This window comes from Saccharothrix sp. S26, assembly GCF_021390395.1.
Classification (GTDB): Bacteria; Actinomycetota; Actinomycetes; order Mycobacteriales; family Pseudonocardiaceae; genus Actinosynnema.
The window spans coordinates 98389-118071 of the sequence record NZ_JAJUWT010000020.1 but is presented as its reverse complement, the minus strand read 5'-3'; the positions used below and the strand labels follow the sequence as shown (position 1 = coordinate 118071).

Annotated in this window: 18 protein-coding genes; 10 read left to right on the top strand and 8 right to left on the bottom strand. The window is 72.1% G+C overall.

All coding sequences use genetic code 11. From position 1 onward, the window contains the following. Positions 1-217: 217 nt before the first annotated feature. Together LZG04_RS29305 and LZG04_RS29300 are read right to left on the bottom strand one after the other, a co-directional pair. Positions 218-1651: a diguanylate cyclase domain-containing protein gene (locus LZG04_RS29305; RefSeq protein ID WP_233822857.1), complete on the bottom strand. Its 1434-nt coding sequence runs from the start codon at positions 1649-1651 to the stop codon at positions 218-220. Beyond that, a complete protein-coding gene (locus LZG04_RS29300; protein ID WP_233822855.1) occupies positions 1648-2364 on the bottom strand; it encodes an alpha/beta fold hydrolase in 717 nt (238 codons plus the stop codon). Before LZG04_RS29300 ends, LZG04_RS29305 begins: the two co-directional genes overlap by 4 nt. A gap of 402 nt (positions 2365-2766) precedes the next feature. On the opposite strand from LZG04_RS29300, the gene LZG04_RS29295 reads away from it, so the two are divergent. From LZG04_RS29295 to LZG04_RS29285, 4 genes are all read left to right on the top strand, one after another. Then, positions 2767-3513 (top strand): cyclopropane-fatty-acyl-phospholipid synthase family protein, encoded by a 747-nt coding sequence (locus LZG04_RS29295; protein ID WP_233822854.1) that lies wholly within the window; start codon positions 2767-2769, stop codon positions 3511-3513. Between the two features lie 51 nt (positions 3514-3564). Next, positions 3565-4077 carry a GrpB family protein gene (locus LZG04_RS42050; RefSeq protein ID WP_267938276.1) on the top strand — a complete coding sequence of 171 codons (513 nt, stop codon included), beginning with the start codon at positions 3565-3567 and terminating at the stop codon, positions 4075-4077. Continuing rightward, complete coding sequence (locus tag LZG04_RS42045; protein ID WP_308199385.1) at positions 4074-4358, top strand: GrpB family protein; 285 nt, start codon at positions 4074-4076, stop codon at positions 4356-4358. Before LZG04_RS42050 ends, LZG04_RS42045 begins: the two co-directional genes overlap by 4 nt. An 83-nt stretch (positions 4359-4441) precedes the next feature. Next, complete coding sequence (locus LZG04_RS29285; protein WP_233822851.1) at positions 4442-5224, top strand: ion transporter; 783 nt, start codon at positions 4442-4444, stop codon at positions 5222-5224. A gap of 3 nt (positions 5225-5227) precedes the next feature. Here LZG04_RS29285 and LZG04_RS29280 read toward each other — a convergent pair whose 3' ends face one another. Both LZG04_RS29280 and LZG04_RS29275 read right to left on the bottom strand, forming a co-directional pair. After that, positions 5228-6523, bottom strand: a complete 1296-nt coding sequence (locus LZG04_RS29280) for an NlpC/P60 family protein (protein WP_233822849.1) — start codon at positions 6521-6523, stop codon at positions 5228-5230. Positions 6524-6695: 172 nt separating this feature from the next. Then, on the bottom strand, positions 6696-8228 hold the full coding sequence (locus LZG04_RS29275; RefSeq protein ID WP_233822847.1) for an AMP-binding protein: 1533 nt from the start codon (positions 8226-8228) through the stop codon (positions 6696-6698). Positions 8229-8323: 95 nt separating this feature from the next. On the opposite strand from LZG04_RS29275, the gene LZG04_RS29270 reads away from it, so the two are divergent. Next, positions 8324-9199, top strand: coding sequence for a DUF4365 domain-containing protein (locus tag LZG04_RS29270; protein ID WP_233822845.1), 876 nt, complete (start codon positions 8324-8326; stop codon positions 9197-9199). A 19-nt stretch (positions 9200-9218) separates the two neighbouring features. Here LZG04_RS29270 and LZG04_RS29265 read toward each other — a convergent pair whose 3' ends face one another. Next, positions 9219-9782 (bottom strand): carbonic anhydrase family protein, encoded by a 564-nt coding sequence (locus LZG04_RS29265; RefSeq protein WP_233822843.1) that lies wholly within the window; start codon positions 9780-9782, stop codon positions 9219-9221. Between the two features lie 63 nt (positions 9783-9845). After that, a complete protein-coding gene (locus tag LZG04_RS29260) occupies positions 9846-10580 on the bottom strand; it encodes a Sir2 family NAD-dependent protein deacetylase (protein WP_233822841.1) in 735 nt (244 codons plus the stop codon). Between the two features lie 117 nt (positions 10581-10697). On the opposite strand from LZG04_RS29260, the gene LZG04_RS29255 reads away from it, so the two are divergent. The 3 genes from LZG04_RS29255 to LZG04_RS29245 all read left to right on the top strand — a co-directional run bounded on the left by LZG04_RS29255 (position 10698) and on the right by LZG04_RS29245 (position 13228). Then, positions 10698-11099, top strand: a complete 402-nt coding sequence (locus LZG04_RS29255; protein WP_233822839.1) for a hypothetical protein — start codon at positions 10698-10700, stop codon at positions 11097-11099. After that, positions 11096-12592 (top strand): flagellar basal body protein FliL, encoded by a 1497-nt coding sequence (locus LZG04_RS29250; RefSeq protein ID WP_233822837.1) that lies wholly within the window; start codon positions 11096-11098, stop codon positions 12590-12592. Before LZG04_RS29255 ends, LZG04_RS29250 begins: the two co-directional genes overlap by 4 nt. Positions 12593-12685: 93 nt before the next feature. Beyond that, positions 12686-13228 carry a DapH/DapD/GlmU-related protein gene (locus tag LZG04_RS29245; protein WP_233822835.1) on the top strand — a complete coding sequence of 181 codons (543 nt, stop codon included), beginning with the start codon at positions 12686-12688 and terminating at the stop codon, positions 13226-13228. A gap of 16 nt (positions 13229-13244) precedes the next feature. Here LZG04_RS29245 and LZG04_RS29240 read toward each other — a convergent pair whose 3' ends face one another. Continuing rightward, positions 13245-13892, bottom strand: coding sequence for a hypothetical protein (locus LZG04_RS29240; protein WP_233822833.1), 648 nt, complete (start codon positions 13890-13892; stop codon positions 13245-13247). Next, positions 13889-14632 carry an ATP-binding cassette domain-containing protein gene (locus tag LZG04_RS29235; protein WP_233822831.1) on the bottom strand — a complete coding sequence of 248 codons (744 nt, stop codon included), beginning with the start codon at positions 14630-14632 and terminating at the stop codon, positions 13889-13891. The genes LZG04_RS29240 and LZG04_RS29235 overlap by 4 nt, the downstream gene beginning before the upstream one ends. Positions 14633-14789: 157 nt before the next feature. Here LZG04_RS29235 and LZG04_RS29230 point away from each other — a divergent pair, with 157 nt between their 5' ends. Together LZG04_RS29230 and LZG04_RS29225 are read left to right on the top strand one after the other, a co-directional pair. After that, complete coding sequence (locus LZG04_RS29230) at positions 14790-17621, top strand: aconitate hydratase (protein WP_233822829.1); 2832 nt, start codon at positions 14790-14792, stop codon at positions 17619-17621. A 389-nt stretch (positions 17622-18010) separates the two neighbouring features. Next, positions 18011-19678: a VWA domain-containing protein gene (locus LZG04_RS29225; RefSeq protein ID WP_233822827.1), complete on the top strand. Its 1668-nt coding sequence runs from the start codon at positions 18011-18013 to the stop codon at positions 19676-19678. Positions 19679-19683: the final 5 nt, after the last annotated feature.

Here is a 19683-nt window from a genome sequence, read left to right as displayed (position 1 = left end):
AACGGACGACTCGGAGCGCCGTGCGGGTGAGCCGGTGGTCGAGCAGGGCGCGGGCGCCGGAGACCGGTCACCTCCGGGCCGTCCGGCGACAGCCGCCGGGTCGCCAGGCCGATCCGCGACCTGCGCGCACCCGGCTCGGGGTTGCCCGCCATCACCGACGTCCTGGCCGGACGGCGGTCGTCGGCCGACGCGATCGAGGACGCGCCGCTGGACGCGCTCACGGCGTGAGGCCGGCGACGCGGCCGACCACCCGGTTGCGGCCCGCGTCCTTGGCCTCCAGCACCGCCACGCTGGCCTCCTCCACCGCGTCGGTCACCGACGCGCCCGGCACGACCTCCACCGCGCCGATCGACACCGTCACCACACCGCCGGGGTTGCCCCGGTGCTCCAGGCCGAGCCGTTCCACCGCCTGCCTGATCCGCTCCCCCGACGCCAGCGCGCCGTCCAACCGCGTGCCGGGCAGCAGCACGGTGAACTCCTCGCCCCCGTACCGGTACGCGCGGTCACCCGCCCGGGTGGTCCGGTCGATGGCCTCACCGACCTTGCGCAACGTCTCGTGCCCGGCCAGGTACCGGTACAGCGTGTTGTAGCTGTGGAACCGGTCGATGTCGACCAGCAGCAGGCTGTACGGCTCGCCGACGCGGTTGCGGCGGGCGTGGTCGACGTCGAACGTGGCCGGGTTCGGCAGGCCCGTCCGCTGGTCGATGGTCGCCGCCTCGGCCAGCGCCCGGTTCTCGGCGTGCAGCTCCTCCAGCCGCTCGGCGAGCCGGTCGACCTGGTGCTTGCGGGCCAGCGCCCAGTCCTCCAGGTCCTCGTCGTAGACGGCCACGCCCACCGGTCCGATCGTCTTCGCCCGGTACATCGCGAGGTCGGCCTGGTGCAGCAGGTCCTCGGCGCTGTGACCGGGCCGGACGAACGTGATGCCCGCCGAGACCGACACCCGGACCACGCCCTCGTCCAGCGTCACCGGCGTGCCGATCACGGCCAGGATCTCCTGGGCCGCGGCGATCGCCCGCTGCTCGTCCAGCTCGTCGAGCAGCACGGCGAACTCGTCGCCGCCGAGCCGGGCCGCCGTGCCGCGACCGGCCACCACCGCGGCCAGCCGGGACGCCACCAGCCGCAGCACGTGGTCGCCCGCGGCGTGCCCGTGGCGGTCGTTGACGTCCTTGAACTGGTCGAGGTCGAGGAACACCAGCACCGGCCCCGGCGCGCCGCGCACGGCCTGCTCCAGCCGCGGCACGAACCCCGTGCGGCTCGCCAGGCCGGTCAACGCGTCGGTGTTGAGCCTGCTGCCGAGCTCGTCGGCCGTCTCGGCCCAGCCCGTGACGTCGAGCGCCACCACGACCAGGCCGCGCACGTCCGGGTCGGCACTCAGGTCGCGCGCGACGAGGTCCACGCGCCGGTGCGCGGAACCCTCCACCGGCACCGCGCACGTCAGCCGCGACGCCCCCGCGCGGCCCGCCGCCTGCAGGAACGTACCGACCGCGGCCGCGTCACCGTTCGCCACGAGGTCCGGCAACTGGCCGGACGCGCCGCCGAACAACCGCCGGGCCGCCGGGGACGCCCACCGCACGCCCAGGTCGGTCGGGTCGACCACGAGCACGGCGGCGTCGGCCCGTTCCAGCACCGCCTGGTGGAAGCCGCCGGTCATCGCGCGCGCAGGAACCGGAGCAGGGCCCGGTCGAACTCGTCGGGCCGGTCGAGGTCGACCAGGTGGCCCGCGCCCCGCACCACGACCTTCTCCGCGCGGGGCGCGTCCCGCAGCACCGCGTCGGCCACGGCGTGGATGTCGGACGAGTCGAGGTCGCCCACGACCACCAGCGTCCGCGCGCGCAGCTCGTGCAGTCGGTCCACGGCGTGCAGCTCGTCGGGCGGCGTGCCGAACGCGCCGAGCGCGACGGCGTGGGCGGTCAGGCCGCGGCACAGCTCCCGCACCGCCGGGTCCACGTCGTCCGGTGACCGGTGGGGGCCGTCCACCCACATCCGCACCACGTGCTCCGCGGCCTCGTCCACGGTGGTCGACGCCCACAGCCGGGCGTTCAGCCCGACGATGAACGGGTCCTCGAACTTCATGCCGCTGACACCCGGCCCGACCAGCACCAGGCCCGCCACCCGGTCGGGGTGGGCGAGCGCGAAGTCGACCGCGGTGCGCGCGCCCAGCGACACGCCCACCAGCGTGGGCCGGTCCAGGCCCAGCCCGTCCAGCAGGCCGGCCAGGTCGCGGTGGTGCGAGAAGGGGCCGGTGACCGGCGACGACCCGCCGTGGCCGCGCGCGTCGTACCGCACCACCTCGTGGTCGCGGGCGAGCGACGAGAACTGGCGGTCCCACGTGACGCCGCTGAGGCCGCCTCCGTGCAGCAGCACCAGCGGAGGCCCCTCGCCCCGTCTGTCATAGGTCAATTCGCCGTCGGCGAGAATCAAGCGGCCGGCCGTCATGGTCCCCCCTGGACTTGACTTCCTCCCTGTGAACACCGACGCTACCGAATCCGCGCCGCGCATTCGGGTGATCGGAAGCATTTCTCCGCATTTCTGGGGTGCGCATTCCGAGATCGTGCCGAATAGGGGTTCATATCCACCCCTCGGCCTTCTGCGGAGAGACCAGTTGAGACGTCCTGAAATCCGATGGACAGCCACCCGCGACCGTGCCTAGCCTCACCGCCGTCCGTCCTCACCGGTGCGAAGAGGTGCAGTGCATGCCCGTCCGGGTCCCGGCCGCCGAGCGGCCGATCACGCCGACCATTCCCCTGGACGTGAGGACCACCGGAAGTGGACATACCCCGTAGTTTCACCATCCGCGAAAGCACCCACCGCATCCACAACCCGCTCGACGACGCCAAGCTGGCCGTCCTCGGGCGGGCGTTGCGGCCCGATCCCGGGTGGCACGTGCTCGACCTGGCGTGCGGCTCGGGCGAGCTGCTGTGCACCTGGGCCCGTGACCACGGGACGACCGGCACGGGCGTCGACCTCAGCGCGACGTTCCTGGCCTCGGCGCGGGCACGCGCGGCCGAGCTGGGCGTGGCCGACCGGGTGGAGTTCGTGCACGGCGACGCGTCGGGCCACGTCGCGGACGAGCCGGTGGACGTCGCCGCGTGCGTCGGCGCCACCTGGATCGGCGACGGCGTGCCCGGCACGGTGGAGCTGTTGCGGCGCAGCCTGCGCCCCGGCGGCCTGCTGCTGATCGGGCACCCGTTCTGGCGGCAGCACCCGCCCGACCAGGCCGCCGTGGAGGGCAGCGGCGTCCCGGACCGGGACGACTACCTGCCGCTGCCCGAACTCCTGGCGCAGTTCGGGGAGCTGGGCTGCGACGTGGTCGAGATGGTGCTGGCCGACCAGGACAGCTGGGACCGCTACGTCGCGGCGCAGTGGCTCAACACCCGCCGTTGGCTGGACGAGAACCCCGACGACGAGCTGGTGCCCGTGATGCGGGCCGAGCTCACCAGCGCGCCGGTCCGCTACGCGCGCTACGAGCGCGAGTACGTGGGCTGGGGCGTGTTCGCCCTGATGGACCGCTGACGCGGGGCGCGGGTCCCGTCCACCCGGCGGGGCCCGCGCCATCATGGACCCATGGGTGGACCACGGCTGCGCGTCGAGGTGGTGTCCGCACCAGCCGTCGCGGACCGGTTGCGCGCGCTGGACACGACCGGGCTGGTGACCGTGCTCGACCGGCCCGGACCCGCCGCGCTCGTGGTCAGCGGCGTCGAGGACGGGCGCGCGGACGTCGTGGTGGACGACCCGGACCACGCGGACGCGCTCTGGGCGGACCGGGTCGCGCCGTTCGCACGCCGGTTCGCCGGCATCGAGCCGCCACCCCGCACACCACCGGTGCTGGAGGAGCACGACCCGCGGCTGCCGTTCGCCGCCCGCCGGCTGCTGGACCGGCTGCGCACGCACCTCGCCGAACCCTCGTGGAGCTACGAGCACATCGGCTCGACCGCCGTGCCCGGCTTGCGCGCCAAGCGGTTCGTGGACCTCCAGCTCGGCGTGACCGCGCTGCCCGAGCACGCCGACCTCGACCCCGTGTTGGCGGCACTGGGGTTCCGCGTCGCCAAGGGGGCGCGGCCCGACTCCCGGGCGTGACCCATGACTGGCGCAGCGACCCGGACGTGCCGGCGGAGCTGTACCGCAAGCGGCTCTACTTCCGACCGGACCCGGCGGAGCCCGCGATCGTGCACGTGCGGCTGTTCGGCAACCCGTGGCAGCGGGAGACCATCCGCTTCCGGGACCGGCTGCGCGCCTATCCGATCGTGCGCGAGGCGTACGAGACGGCGAAACTGCGTGCGGCGGAAACGCACGCCGGAGACGACGACTACGACGACTACACCCGGGCAAAATCGACATTCTTCCGCTCGACCAGGTGAATTCGCTCAAGCCGTACGATCCGCACGCCGATGGGGCGGTGCTCGATCGAGCGAGATCCCCACCCGTGCAGGAGGAGTTCGGCATGGCTCTGCGCGACCGCGTCCGCGACGTCGTGGACGGCAGGCGCTTCCAGCGGATGGTCATCGCGGTGATCGTGGTCAACGCGATCACCCTCGGCTGCGAGACCTCCACGACCCTCGCCTCGTCCTACGGCGAGGTGTTCGACGCGCTGGACGGCGCCGCCCTGGGGCTCTTCGTCCTCGAACTGGCCGCGCGGCTGTACGCGCACGGGCCGCGGTTCTTCCGCGACCCGTGGAACTGCTTCGACTTCGTCGTCGTCGGCGTCGCCCTGCTGCCCGCGGCCGGTCCGCTGTCCGTGGTCCGGGCGCTGCGCGTCCTGCGGGCGCTGCGGCTGGTCGCGATGGTGCCGAGCATGCGCCGCGTGGTCACCGCGCTGGTGAGGTCGATCCCGGGCCTGCTGTCGCTGTCCGGCCTGCTCCTGCTGATGCTCTACGTCGGCAGCGTGGTCGCCATCAACCTGTTCCGCGCCAGTGGCGACCCCCGGTTCGGCGACCTCGGCGCGACCGTGCTGACGTTGTTCCAGATCACCACCGGCGACGGGTGGTCGGACGTGATGCGCGACCTGATGGCCACGCAGCCGTTCGCCTGGATCTTCTTCCTGGTCTACCTGCTGGTCGGCACGTTCACCATGCTGAACCTGTTCATCGCCGTCGTGTGCAGCGCGATGGAGTCCGAGTCCGCCCCGGTGCGCGGTGACGCGGACGACCGGCTGGCCGAGGAGATCCGGGCGTTGCGCGAGGAGGTCCGGGCCCTGCGCCTGGAGCCGGTGGGCGACCGGGGGTGACGGCTACAGCACCCGCGTGGCGTACGGCATGATCCCGGCGTAGCGGACCGGGGCGATGCGGACGTGCGAGCCGGAGTACGGCGCCTCGACCATCATCCCGCCGCCGAGGTAGAGCGCGACGTGCGTGCCGCCGCCCGGTCCCCAGAACAGCATGTCGCCGCGCTGCGCCTGCGTCAGCGGCACCTTGCGGCCCGCGTTGTACTGGTAGCCGCTGTAGTGCGGCAGGTAGACGCCGGCGCCCGCGAACGCGTACATCATCAGCCCGGAGCAGTCGAAGCCGACGCTGTAGTAGTCGCCGTGCGCGTCGCCCGCGCCGCCGTCGCGGATGCCGACCGTGGGGCCGTCGTAGTTGCCGCCGCCCCACGAGTACCGCACGCCGAGCTGGCTCAGGGCGCGGGAGACGACGGTCTCGACGCTGCCGCCGACGGGCGCGACCACCGGTTGGGGACGGGGCGCCTGCGGTTTCGGCGCGGCGGCGGCGAGCGCGGCCTGACGTGCGGCTTCCTCGTCCTCACGGCGCTTGTCGTCCAGCCACCGGTCGTACTGGGCGCGTTGGCCCTCCAGCCCTTCGACCGCGTGCAACGCCTGGTCCAGCTCGCCTTCGACGCGCGACTTCTCGTCCTGGAGGCCCTGCGCGGCGGCCGCCTGGCCCCGCTGGGCCTGCACGGCCGCGGACTGCGCCGCGTCCGCGTCCCTCTTGGCCTGGTCGGCGGCGGCCTGCTTGCGGTCGGCCAGGTCGAGCGCGGCGCGGGCGGCGGAGTCCTTGTTCGCCTGCTCGGCACGGCTGCGCTCAACGTCGTCCAGCGCGTCGAGGCTCGACTCGCTGACGGCCTGCAACAGCTGTGCGCGGGCGAGCAGGTCCTCCGGGCTGGTCGCGCCGAAGTACGCCGAGACGGAACCGACGACGCTGCCCTGCTCGAAGCTCGCGCCCGCGAACTCGTCCAGCCGGACCCGCGCGTCCTCGACGGCCCGGCCGGCGGCCTCGGCCTCCACCCGCGCGGCGTCCGCGTCCTGGCGCGCCCGGTCGGCCTCGGTGCGGGCGGTGTCCAGGTCGACGCGCGCCTTGTTGGCCAGTTCGAGCTTGAACGCGACGTCGTCGGTCAGCTCGCGCAGCCGGGCCTCGGCGTCGGTGAGCCGGCCGGTCAGCTCACCGACGCGGGCGGCCTTGGCGTCGGCCTCCTGCCGGCCCGCGCTGATCTCGGCGTCGCTGGGGTTGGGCGGCGGTGGCGGCACGGCGTGCGCGGCCGGGCCCATCGCGGTGGTCAACGCGATCACGACCGGGATGATCCAACGAGTCACGACTGCCGCCCTCCCCGCGCACTCGGCCGCACGGCGTTACACCGAACGGCGCTACCCGGGCTGACTCTGCCACTCGTGCCTCACCGTTTCCAATTGACCCGGCATGAACATCAGCCACATGGGCCACACCCGACGCGGGGAAAAGCCCCCGCTCGGGTGAGGGTCGCCACCGTCAGTTGACCTTGCGGTCGAGGTCGGCCCAGTACGGCTCGCGCAGCTTGAACTTCTGCACCTTGCCGGTGGCGGTGCGCGGGATGGCGTCGCGGAACTCGACCGAGGTCGGCGCCTTGTAGCCGGCGAGCCGGGCCTTGCAGTGCGCGATCAGCTCCGCCTCGGTGACCTGCGCGCCCTCGGCCCGCACGACCAGCGCCTTGATCGTCTCGCCCCACTTGTCGTGCGGCACGCCGATGACCGCCGCCTCGGCCACCGCCGGGTGGCTGAACAGGGCGTCCTCGACCTCGATGGACGACACGTTCTCGCCGCCGGTGATGATCACGTCCTTCTTGCGGTCGGAGATCGTCAGGTGGCCCTCGTCGTCCAGCTCGCCGCCGTCGCCGGTGTGGAACCAGCCGCCCTCCAACGCCTCGGCGCTGGCCTCGGGGTTGTCCCAGTAGCCGGCCATGACGACGTTGCCGCGGGCCAGCACCTCGCCGCTCTCGGACACCCGCAACCGCACGCCCAGCCCCGGCGCGCCCGCGCGGGACAGCTTGCGCGCCCGCTCCTCGGCGGGCAGCGCGTTGTCGGCCGGGCGGGTGCGGTTGAACGTCAACAGCGGCGAGGTCTCGGTCAGGCCGTAGAGCTGCAGGAACTCCCAACCCAGCTCCTCGCCCACGCGGGCGATCGTGCGGCTGGGCGGCGGCGCGCCCGCGCAGACGATGCGGACCCGGTCGCGGCCGGGGATCTCGCCGTCCCACTCCTGGGCGGCGTCGAGCACGGCGTTCCACACGGCGGGCGCACCGCACATCAGCGTGACGCCGTGGTCGCGGACCCGCTCGAGGATCTCCGTGCCGTCGACCTTGCGCAGCACGACCTGCGGGACGCCGAGGCCGGCCAAACCGTAGGGCATGCCCCAGCCGTTGCAGTGGAACATCGGCAGCACGTGCATGTAGACGTCGCGCTCCCAGGCGCGGGCGTGCATGGCGAAGGTGACCGCGTTGATCCAGATGTTGCGGTGGGTCATCTGGACGCCCTTGGGCCGGGCGGTCGTGCCGGAGGTGTAGTTGATCGTGGCGGTGGCGTCCTCGTCGGGCTCGCGCCACGGCCGGGGCTCGGTGTCGAAGCGCATCAGCTCGGCCTCGGTCTGCTCGCCGAGCACGAACCGGTGCCGCGCCGTGACGCCGTCCAGCTCCAGCTCGGGGTCCACGAGCAGCACGGACGCGCCGCTGTGCTCGACGATGTAGGACACCTCGTCGGGCCGCAGCCGGAAGTTGACCGGGACCGCGATGCGCCCGGTGGCGGGCACCGCGTGCAGCAGTTCGAGCAGCCGGGCCGAGTTGTGGCTGACCACGGCGACCCGGTCGCCCTCGCCGAGGCCGAGCGCGTCGAACCCGGCCTGCCAGGCCCGGACGCGGGTCGCGAACTGCCCGTAGGTGGTGGTCGGCACGGCCTCTGCGGGCTGCCCGGGCTCGTCCACGCAGGCCGTGGTGTCGGCGAAGACCTGCTCCGCCCGGTAGAGGAAATCGGCGACAGTCAGGGGTACGCGCATACGAGGTGACCTTATTGACCACCACCTCGCCGGGCTACCGTTGCACGCGCCAACGCCGAACCCCGGACGCCGGGGGAGACCGCCAGGAGTGCCGAGTGAGCACGGTCCACCCCAACCGCGTCATCGAGGATCGAGCGCTGAACCGAGTGACCGCCCTGCTCCAGGAACTGGGCCACGTGGTGCACAGGATCGACGGACGCAACGACTTCGGCGAAGACCTGTACGTCACCTTCGTCGCGGACTCGAAGATCACCGGCGACACGATCGCCGTGCAAGTAAAGGGTGGGGCTTCGTATCGCGCCGCGAGCGGGTACCGAGTGCGAGTCAGGCAGCACGAGCGGTCGTGGCTCAACACCAACGTCCCGGTGGCCTGCGTGGTTCACGACCCCGAGACGGACGAACTCCACTGGGCGAACGCCTCGGAGCAGCTTCGGACCGCGAAGATCGCCGGCGAGGAGGTCCGGTCGGTGAAGGTGTCCTCGAACGAGGTGCTCAACGTCGACACCGTCGACGGGTTCGTGACGCGAATGCGCAGGTACATCGCGGAGCGCGGGGAGATCCGGCACGCGCTCAGCAGCAGGAGCGGCCACCGGCTCGACACCACCGACTACGTGTCGTACTTCATGAACACCTACGGCGAAGAACTGGTGTTCCGGCAGCGCCGCGGCGAGTCCACCGCGACCCTGCTGCACAGCGGCTACGGCTGGAAGCCCTTGACCATCACACCGGACGCGTTGACCTGGGGAGCCCAGTTCGTCGCCGCCGGATTCACCAAGGCGAGCCACCTGGCCGAGCACTACGACCGCCCCGAGCTGCGGCAGGTCGTCGCGGAGCTCGGTGACATGGACCTGGGTCCGCTCCTGGACATGATCCCCGTCGTCGGCGGCGAGATGATCGTGAACCAACCGGAGCTCGACTGGCTGCGGGTCTGCGTACACGCCAGTGAGTGGTGGAGGGCCGCGCCGGCGTAGCGGACGCCCACCCCGCACCTCATCCGGTCGTCAGCACGAACCTGCGGTTGATCGGTTGCACGGGGCGGGGGTGGTCGGCGTGGGTGCGGACGAAGGCGCGCAGGGCCGGGTCGTCGACCTGGACCGGGTCGTTCATCACCACCCAGCTCACGATCTCGTCGAACTCGCCCGTGGTCAGCGAGCCCTCGTAGCGGTGGAAGCCGCCGCCCGGGAACAGCGCCGGCAGGTCGATGCCGCTGGGCGGCTTGGCCTCCGACGGGCCCGGCTCGCCCAGGTCCACGAACACCGCCACGACGCACGCCCGCAGCCCGTCCTCCGCCCTGAGGTGGACCGCGTGCATCTCCGCGCCACGCGCCCGGCCGCCCACCCAGTGCTCGCTCGGCCGGTGGAAGTGGAGGTTGTCCAGCCGGAACTCCTGCCCGCCCAGGCACACCAGGTGCTCGCCCCTGGGCCGGAACCGCCAGCCGTGGCCCTCGTCCTGGGCGCTGAACTGGTCGGCCCGCCAGCGCACGGCCAACTCGTCGACCAACCCCGGCACGACCACCGCGTCACGGAGGTTGATCGGTGACTGCTGACTCCCCATGCCGTCACACCCTTCCACCCCTCCCGGTCCACGCACGGGTGGTTGCGCAGCACGATCAGGTGGTCACCAGGTGCTGGGGTCGCCCCACGTGCGGATGGGGCCGGTCGCCACCACGGGCACGGCGGCCAGCTCCGGCAACGCCGACGACGCGGGCTCGCGCACCACGGCCGCCGCCAGCGAGTCGTACGGCGTCGGGTCCAGGGCGCAGATCACCACGGCCGCGCCCGCCTTCGCCGCCAGCGGCACCAGCCCGGCGGCGGGCTCGACCGTGAGCGACGTGCCGACCACCAGCATCACGTCGCAGTCCAGCACGGCCATCCGCGCGGCGCGCACCACGTCGTCGGACAACGGCTCGCCGAACGCGACCGCCGCGGGCCGCAGCACCCCGCCGCACACCGCGCAGTCCGGTGGCACCTCGCCGGCGCGCGCCCGGGCCAGCGCGTCGCTCATCGGGCCGGTGACGCCACAAGAGACGCACACCACACGCGTCATCGACCCGTGCAGCTCCAGCACCGTCGAGCCGGCCCGCTGGTGCAGCCCGTCGACGTTCTGCGTCAGCAGCGACCGCACCCGCCCGGCCCGCTGCAACCGGGCCAACGCCCGGTGCGCGGCGTTCGGCTCGGCCGTCCACAAGGGATCGTCCAGCCAGGACCGCCACACCTCGCGCCGCACGCGCGCCGAGGCCAGGAACGACTCCGCGTCGAACCGGAACCGCACCACGCCCGACTCCAGCGACACCCCCGCGCCGGTGAGCGCGGTGATCCGCCGGGCGAGGGCCATCACGTCCCGTGCACTCATGCCACCACCGTCCCACACGCCTGCGAGCATGGGCGCGTGCGCGGGACACCGTCGGCGGGGCCGACCATCAGACGACGTGCGGGTGCGGTGCTGGGAGTTATCGGTTTGGTCACAGCCGTGGCGGGTTTCTTCCTGCCCTGGCTGCGCTCCGGGACGGTCGCGAGGAACAGTTACGAGGTGCTCGCTCTGCGTGGTTTCGCCGGGTTGGACGGTGTGCCGGGCGAGGTCGTGCGGGGCGCGTGGGTGGCACTCACCCCGTTGGCGGTGTGCTGCGTGGTGCTTTGGGCGGCAGGTTTTCCCCGAATCGCGGCATGGCTCGCACTGGTGTTTGGCACGATTGCGGGAACGGTGGCGGCACTTGCCGCCGTCCAAGGGGGCAACGAGGCGGCACTGGTCGGGATCAGCCTGACCGGACCGGTGGCGACCCTCGGTGGTGCTGTGCTGGGGATCGCCGGGGCGATCACCGTGCTCACCGCGAAATCCCGCACAGCGATCAGCACTCCAGGAGGAGCACCGTGACGTACCCAGGTGGCGGCGGAGGCGAATGGCCACCGCAGAACAACCCGTACGGCCAGCCGCAGGGGGGATACCCGCAGCAGGGTCAGCAGCCGGGGGGTTACCCGCAGCAGCAGGGCGGCTACCCGCAGACCGGACCGCAGCCGCAACAGGGTTACCCGCAGACCGGGCCGCAGGGCTTCGCGCAGCCGCAGCCCCAACCCGGTTACGGGCAGCCCTACGGCCAGCAGCCCTACGGCCAGGCGCCGTACGGCTTCGCGGGTGGTGAGCCGCCGAAGAAGAAGCGCACCGGCCTGATCGTCACCGCGGTCGTCGCCGTCCTGGCGCTGGCCGCGGGCACGGTCGCCACGGTGTGGGCGCTGCGCAGCTCCGACGACGTGGCCGCGGGCTCCGAGAGCCCGTCCACCGCGGCGAACAACCTGCTCAGCGCGCTGGGCAGCGGTGACGTCCTGGGCATCATGAACGGCCTGGCCCCCGCCGAGGCCAAGCTGAGCAAGGACTACACCGAGGCCACGGTCAGCGAGGCCAAGCGGCTGGAGATCCTCAAGCCCGACGCCGACCCGAACAAGCTCACCGGCGTGCAGATCAAGAGCGAGGGCATCAAGTTCGACGACGCCGCCGCGGAGAAGGTCAACGACCACCTGACGATCAACAAGGTGGTCGAGGGCAAGATCACGATCACCTCGGACGTCAAGCAGATCCCGTTGACCGACAAGCTGGTCGACGCGCTCGGCGCGGACCTGCAGAAGGCCGGCACCGAGACCGAGACGCTGGACTTCGCCAAGGAGAAGGCCGACCGCGGCGGCAAGCCGATCGGCATCGCCACCATCAAGGTCGGCGACGAGTGGTACCCGAGCCTCTTCTACACCATCGCGCACGCCGCGCTGGAGGAAGAGGACCTGAAGTGGCCCGCCCAGGGCATCGCGCCGGCGGGCGCGGCCTCGGCGGACGACGCCGCGAAGCAGTTGGTCGAGAAGGCGTTCGAGGGCGACATCGAGGGTGTCATCGCGCTGCTGCCGCCCGACGAGATGGGCGTGCTGCACGACGTCGGCCCGGTCATCCTCGACCAGGTCGGCAAGACGCCCGCCACCGGCGCGAAGCTGGTCGAGCTGGAGACCGACTCGAAGGACGTCAAGGGCGGCACGCAGCTCACCATCCGCAAGCTGGTCGTCGAGGCCGAGGGCGAGACGGTCGAGATCAGCCGGGACGGCGACTGCTACAGCGCCACGGTCCAGGGCCAGTCGCAGCGGCTGTGCGCGGACGAGATCACGCAGCTGGTCGAGCAGCAGGGCGGCGGAGACATCCCGGCGGCCGCGGTCGACGTGATCGCCCGCATCGGCGCCCAGGTGCTCAAGGACGGCGTCGGCGTGGTCGCCACCGAGGTCGACGGCAAGTGGTACGTCAGCCCGTTCCGCACCTACAGCGAGCTGTTCCTGACGCTGATGCGCGGTCTGGAGCCGAAGGACATCGACGAGCTGATCAAGGCGATCAAGTAGGGTCGAGCGCGCGACGCAGGGGTCCCCGCCCGGGGGCCCCTGCTCTCGTTCCGCCAGGCGGACGTCCGCCCTGACCGCGAGGTGACCGAAGCCGTGCCCGACAACCGCCTCCTGCGGATTCACAGCGACGAGTTCCGGGCCATGTCCGAGCGGGTGCTGCGGGTCACCGAACTCACCTCCCGGCTCAACGTGCTGCCGTTCGAGGACGAGGCGGGCAAGGCGGCGCTGTTCGAGCGGATCCTGGGCCGGCCGTTGCCGGACCGGGTCACGATCTACCCGCCCTTCTACACCGACCACGGCCTGCGCCTGGACCTGGCCGAACGCGTGTTCATCAACCAGAACTGCACGTTCCTGGACTACGCGGGCATCCGGCTCGGCGAGCGCACGATGGTCGGGCCCAGGGCCACGTTCATCACCGTCGGCCACCCGGTCGACCCCGAGGAGCGGCGGGGGTGGCTGAGCGGCGGGCCCATCGACGTGGCGGAGAACGTGTGGATCGGCGCGGGCGCCACGATCCTGCCCGGCGTCACCATCGGCCGGGACGCCGTGATCGCGGCGGGCGCGGTCGTGGCCGAGGACGTGCCGCCGTCGACCCTGGTGACCGGCGCCAAGGCCGCGGTCCGCCGGCAGTGGTGAACGGCCGGTCGCGCCGCTAGCCGCGGCGGGGGCCCACCACCGCGCCCAGCCAGGTCGCGCCCGCCACGAACAGCACCGCGACCGCGCCCGAGAGCGCCAACGCCGCCGTGACGCCGTCGTGGTGGGACAGCGCCCACAGCACGTTGCCCACCGGCGGCGTCCGGCCGAACAGGAACACCACCACCACCAGCGCCGTCGCGGCCAGCACGGACCAGCCGGTCTGCGTGACCACCGGACGGCTGCACAGCACACCGACGCCCACGCCGACCAGCGCGCACACCGCCAGCGCCGCGAAGCCCTGCGCCACCGCGGCGGGCGGGTAGGGGCGGGGTTGGGTCAGCACCGGGACCAGCGCGGCGACCAGGGCCAGGCCCAGCGCGGACAGCGCGGACAGCGCGGTCACGGCCGCCTGGGCACGCGCCCAGCCGCCCGCGGTCACCGCGGTGACCGTCCGGCGCACCGGGTCCTCGGCGGTGGCGATGACCACCGTCAGCCACGCCGACACCGGGTAGACCAGCACGCACGTCCCGGCGTACGCGGGCAGCGGTGGGCCGGCGTCGGAGGCGTAGAGCATCCCGAGCACGGCCGCGTGCAGCAGCAACGGCGGCAGCCAGCGCTGCGTGCGCAGCACGTCCGCCAGCAGGTACCGCACCAGCGCCGTCACGACCGCACGCTCCGCACCGAGCAGCCCAGCCGCAGCGCCTCGGCCAGCACGCCGTCGCTGAACCCGGCCCGCACCTCGACCCGCGCGCCGCCGCCGACCTCGTGCGCCGCGAACACCCCCTCCAACGAGCTGATCAGCGCGAACGCCTCCCCCACGCGGTCGAGCTCGATCACCACGCCACCCGGTCGGGCCGCGCCGAGCGCCACCTCGCGCGCGCCCGGCAGGTCGTGCCCGTGGTGGTCGGTCAGCACGACGGCGGCCTCCGACGACGTCACCAGTTCGCCGAGCACGGCGCTCGCGGCGGCGTCCAGCCCGGACCACGGCTCGTCCAGCACCAGCAGGTCGGTGGCGTGCAACGCCTGCGCGAGCGCGACCTTCTGCGTGTTGCCCTTGGACAGGGTGGCCATCGGCGCGTCCGGGTCGCCGACGAAGCCCAGCGCCTCGACCAGCTCCCACCGCACCGGCGTCCCGCGCACGGCGGCGAGGTGGCGCAGGTAGTCGCGGGCGGACAGCTTCACCCCCGTCGGGAACCGCTCCGGCGCGTAGCCGACCGACGCGCCGCGGCTCACCCGGCCGGTGGTCGGCGCGGTGACGCCCGCCGCGATCCGCAGGAGGGTCGACTTGCCCGCGCCGTTGCCGCCGCGCAGCACGACCACCTCGCCGGGCTCCACGGCGAGCGAGACGTCGCGCAGCACCCACGGGCCGCGGCCGTAACGCATGCCGATTCGATCAAGACGCACCACGGGTGTGATGATGCCCCGACCAAGGTAGGGCCGGGTTGAAGCGGAATACAGGACACGCGTACTGTTTGGGGTGAGAGGGCGCCGCACCGGAGGGTGCGGAAGACTCAGCAGTAGTTCCCCAACCGACTTTGCGCGTCACCAGATGGAGTTTCACGTGACTGCACCAGCGAGCAAGGACAGCTTCGGCGCCCGCGGCACGCTCACCGTCGGCGACGCCTCGTACGAGGTGTTCCGGCTGAGCGCGGTCGAGGGCGCCGAGCGCCTGCCGTACAGCTTGAAGATCCTGCTGGAGAACCTGCTGCGGACCGAGGACGGCGCGAACATCACCGCCGACCACGTGCGCGCGCTGGGCAGCTGGGATCCGTCGGCCGAGCCGGACACCGAGATCCAGTTCACGCCGGCCCGCGTGGTGATGCAGGACTTCACCGGCGTGCCGTGCGTGGTGGACCTGGCCACGATGCGCGAGGCGGTGACCCAGCTGGGCGGCGACCCGACCAAGGTCAACCCGCTGGCGCCGGCCGAGCTGGTCATCGACCACTCGGTGATCGCCGACATCTTCGGCCGGCCGGACGCGTTCGAGCTGAACGTCGACCTGGAGTACGAGCGCAACAGGGAGCGCTACCAGTTCCTGCGCTGGGGCCAGACCGCGTTCGACGAGTTCAAGGTCGTCCCGCCCGGCACCGGCATCGTGCACCAGGTGAACATCGAGCACCTGGCGCGCGTGGTCATGGTGCGCGGCGGCCAGGCCTACCCGGACACGCTGGTCGGCACCGACAGCCACACCACCATGGTCAACGGCATCGGCGTGCTCGGCTGGGGCGTGGGCGGCATCGAGGCCGAGGCCGCGATGCTCGGCCAGCCGGTGTCGATGCTGATCCCGCGCGTGGTCGGCTTCAAGCTGCACGGCGAGCTGCCCGCCGGCGCGACCGCGACCGACCTGGTGCTCACGATCACCGAGATGCTGCGCAAGCACGGCGTGGTCGGCAAGTTCGTCGAGTTCTACGGCTCGGGCGTCGGCGCGGTGCCGCTGGCCAACCGCGCCACGATCGGCAACATGAGCCCCGAGTTCGGCTCCACCTGCGCGATCTTCCCGATCGACGGCGAGACCATCGACTACCTGAAGCTGACCGGCCGTTCCGCCGAGCAGCTCGCGCTGGTCGAGGCCTACGCCAAGGAGCAGGGCCTGTGGCACGACCCGGCCGCCGAGCCGGTGTACTCCGAGACGCTGGAGCTGGACCTGTCGACGATCGTGCCGTCGATCGCCGGCCCGAAGCGCCCGCAGGACCGCATCGAGCTGACCAACGCCAAGGAGGCGTTCCGGCAGGCGCTGGGCGCGTACGTCGCGCACACCGACGGCGTGGAGAACTCGCCGGTCGACGAGGCGTCCGAGGAGTCGTTCCCGGCCAGCGACCCGATCGCGGTGTCCGACGGTGACGCGGGCGGCAAGCCGCACGTGTTCCAGTCCGCCGCCGAGGGCGCGGAGGGCCGTCCGTCCAACCCGGTCAAGGTCTCCCTGGACGGCGCGGAGTTCGAGCTGGACCACGGCGCGGTGGCGATCGCGGCCATCACCTCGTGCACCAACACGTCCAACCCGTCGGTGATGATCGGCGCGGCGCTGCTGGCGAAGAAGGCCGTGGAGAAGGGCCTGGAGCGCAAGCCGTGGGTCAAGACGACCCTCGCGCCGGGCTCCAAGGTCGTCATGGACTACTACGAGCGCGCCGGGCTGCTGCCGTACCTGGAGAAGCTGGGCTTCCACCTGGTCGGCTACGGCTGCACCACGTGCATCGGCAACTCCGGCCCGTTGCAGGACGAGATCTCGGCCGGCATCAACTCCGGCGACCTGGCCGCCGTGTCGGTGCTGTCGGGCAACCGGAACTTCGAGGGCCGGATCAACCCGGACATCAAGATGAACTACCTCGCGTCCCCGCCGCTGGTGGTGGCGTACGCGCTGGCCGGCTCGATGGACAAGGACATCACCACCGAGCCGCTGGGCACCGACGCCGAGGGCAAGCCGGTGTACCTGGCCGACATCTGGCCGTCGCCGCAGGAGATCTCGGAGGTCGTCGCGTCGGCGATCTCGCCGGAGGGCTTCACCAAGGGCTACGCCGACGTGTTCGCGGGCGACGAGCGCTGGCAGTCGCTGCCCACGCCGACCGGCAAGACCTTCGAGTGGGACGCGCAGTCGACCTACGTGCGCAAGCCCCCGTACTTCGAGGGCATGCAGATGGAGCCCGCCCCGGTGACGGAGATCGGCGGCGCGCGGGTGCTGGCGCTGCTGGGCGACTCGGTCACCACCGACCACATCTCGCCGGCCGGCGCGATCAAGGCGGACTCGCCCGCGGGCAAGTACCTGACCGAGCACGGCGTCGAGCGCAAGGACTTCAACTCCTACGGTTCCCGCCGGGGCAACCACGAGGTGATGATCCGCGGCACGTTCGCCAACATCCGGCTGCGCAACCTGCTGCTCGCCGACGAGAACAACGGGCAGGGCGTGCAGGGCGGCTTCACCCGCAACTTCCTGGCCGAGGGCGCGCCGCAGACCACGATCTACGACGCGTCGGTGGCCTACGCCGAGGCGGGCGTGCCGCTGGTGGTGCTGGCGGGCAAGGAGTACGGCTCCGGCTCGTCGCGCGACTGGGCCGCGAAGGGCACCTCGCTGCTGGGCGTGCGCGCCGTGATCGCGGAGTCGTTCGAGCGCATCCACCGGTCGAACCTGATCGGCATGGGCGTGCTGCCGCTGCAGTTCCCCGCGGGCGAGTCGGCGGCGTCGCTCGGCCTGGACGGCACGGAGACCTACGACTTCACCGGCATCACCGCGCTGAACGACGGCGAGACGCCGCGCACGGTGCACGTGGTGGCGACGAAGGCGGACGGCGCCAAGGTGGAGTTCGACGCGGTGGTCCGCATCGACACGCCGGGTGAGGCCGACTACTACCGCAACGGCGGCATCATGCAGTACGTGCTGCGCAAGATGGTGCGCAGCTAGTCGTCCCGGGTGAGCAGGGCCGTCCACCTCCGGGTGGGCGGCCCTTTCCCGTGCCAGGACGCGTCACCGCCGCGATGGCGTCACAATCGCAGTTTCGCGCGTAACGATTGACAGATCGAAAACGACGCAGAATTCCGATTGACCCGATCGGGTGAACCGATTGCTCTTCGTGAGAATTCGTGTTTAACCTCTTCATGCCGACGCATCCGAGTCGCACGGCAAGTGTCATTCGGTGCGATCTTCACTGGTCCGCACCTGTTCGGGGACTGACTTACCCGGCTTCACCGGAATGCGCGGACGTGATTCCAGAGGGGAATTGACGTCTCGTCGGCGCGCACAGGGAGGTGCGATACCGAATGAAGCAGAACACCCGAAGACGGGCTTGCGGCGTGACCGCGATCCTGCTGGCCGCGCTCGCGGCCCCGCTCGCCACCACCACCGGCGCGGTGGCCGCGGGCGGCACGGTCACCGGGACCAAGACCCTGGGGGCGACGGACATCGCCTGCGGCGGGTCCGTACCCGTCACCGTGACGCTCGACGCCCAGACCGGCATCGCGGGCAACCCCGTGGACATCGAGCTGGTGCTCGACCGGTCCGGCAGCATGCAGGGCGCCATCGGCGACCTGAAGAACGCCGCCAAGTCCTTCGTGGACATCATCGACGAGGCCACCGACGGCTCGCTGGACGGCGTGGTCGCCAACGGCAGCCGCATCGGCGTCGTCAGCTTCGCCGACGGCGCCACCGTCGACACCCCGCTCTCGTCCGACGCCAACGCCGCCAAGTCCGCCATCGACGCGCTGGTCGCGTCCGGCGGCACGAACCACTCCGCGGCCATCTCGACCGGCCAGGCGCAGCTCGCCGGGTCGGTGCCCGCGAACAAGAAGATCATGATCATCATGACCGACGGCCAGACGACCGTGGGTCCCGACGCGAGCCCCGACGCCCTGGCGGCGCGCAACGCCGGCACCGAGATCTTCGGCATCGGCCTGGGCACGGTCGACGCCGACGAGATCCGCGACTGGACCACCGACCCCGACGGCACGCACTACTACCAGGCCCCGACCCCCGCCCAGTTGCAGGAGGTCTTCGAGGCGATCGGCGCGGCCATCGTGGTGCCCGCCGCGACCGGCGTGACCGTGGTCGACACGGTGGCGCCGCAGTTCTCGGTCAGCGGCGCGGCGGTGTCCAAGGGCGGCGTCGCCCAGAACGGCAACCAGCTCACCTGGACCATCGACGAGCTGAGCACCGAGACGGTGACGCTGACGTTCACCGCGACGCACCTGCCGGCCGCCGGCGGCGGCGCGCTGGCGGTCAACCCGACCGTCGCCTACAGCGACGCCGAGGGTCACGTCGTGGCGTTCGACAACCCGACGGTGAACGTGCGCGGCTGCGCGGCGTTCATCGACGTGGAGCCCGAGCACGCGGTGAACGAGCTGGGCACGCCCGGCCAGACGCACACCGTGACCGCGACCGTCACCGACGACTTCGGTGACCCCGTGCCGAACACCCCGGTCGACTTCTCCGTGCTCAGCGGGCCGAACGCGGGCGCGGCGGGCAACGGCAACACCTCCGCGGCCGGCGCGGTCGACTTCACCTACCCGGGCACCCAGGGCCTCGCGGGCCTGGGCACGGACTCGATCCGCGGCTGCTTCACCCACGCCGCCGGCCACCAGGTGTGCGACGACGTGCTCAAGGACTGGGTCGACACCACTCCCCCGGTCGTGACCTGCAAGCCCACCAACAACCCCGGTGGCGGCACCGTGCCGCCGGCCGACAACGAGGACGGGTTCTTCGTCCTGACCGCGACCGACGCGGTCGACCCGAACCCGCAGGTCTTCGTCTCCGACTCGGCGAGCCCCGCGGTCTTCGGCGGGTTCGGCAGCGGCACGAAGATCAAGCTGGTGCAGGCGCCGGGCGCGACGCCGAACCAGAAGCCCGGCGTCGGTGACATCGACTGGCGCATCACGCTCAAGGGCGACGCCCTCGTCTACGGCGTGGACGCGTCGGGCAACCAGTCGGCTCCGGTGAGCTGCCTGGTCCCGCCGCCGCCGAAGTAGCGTTG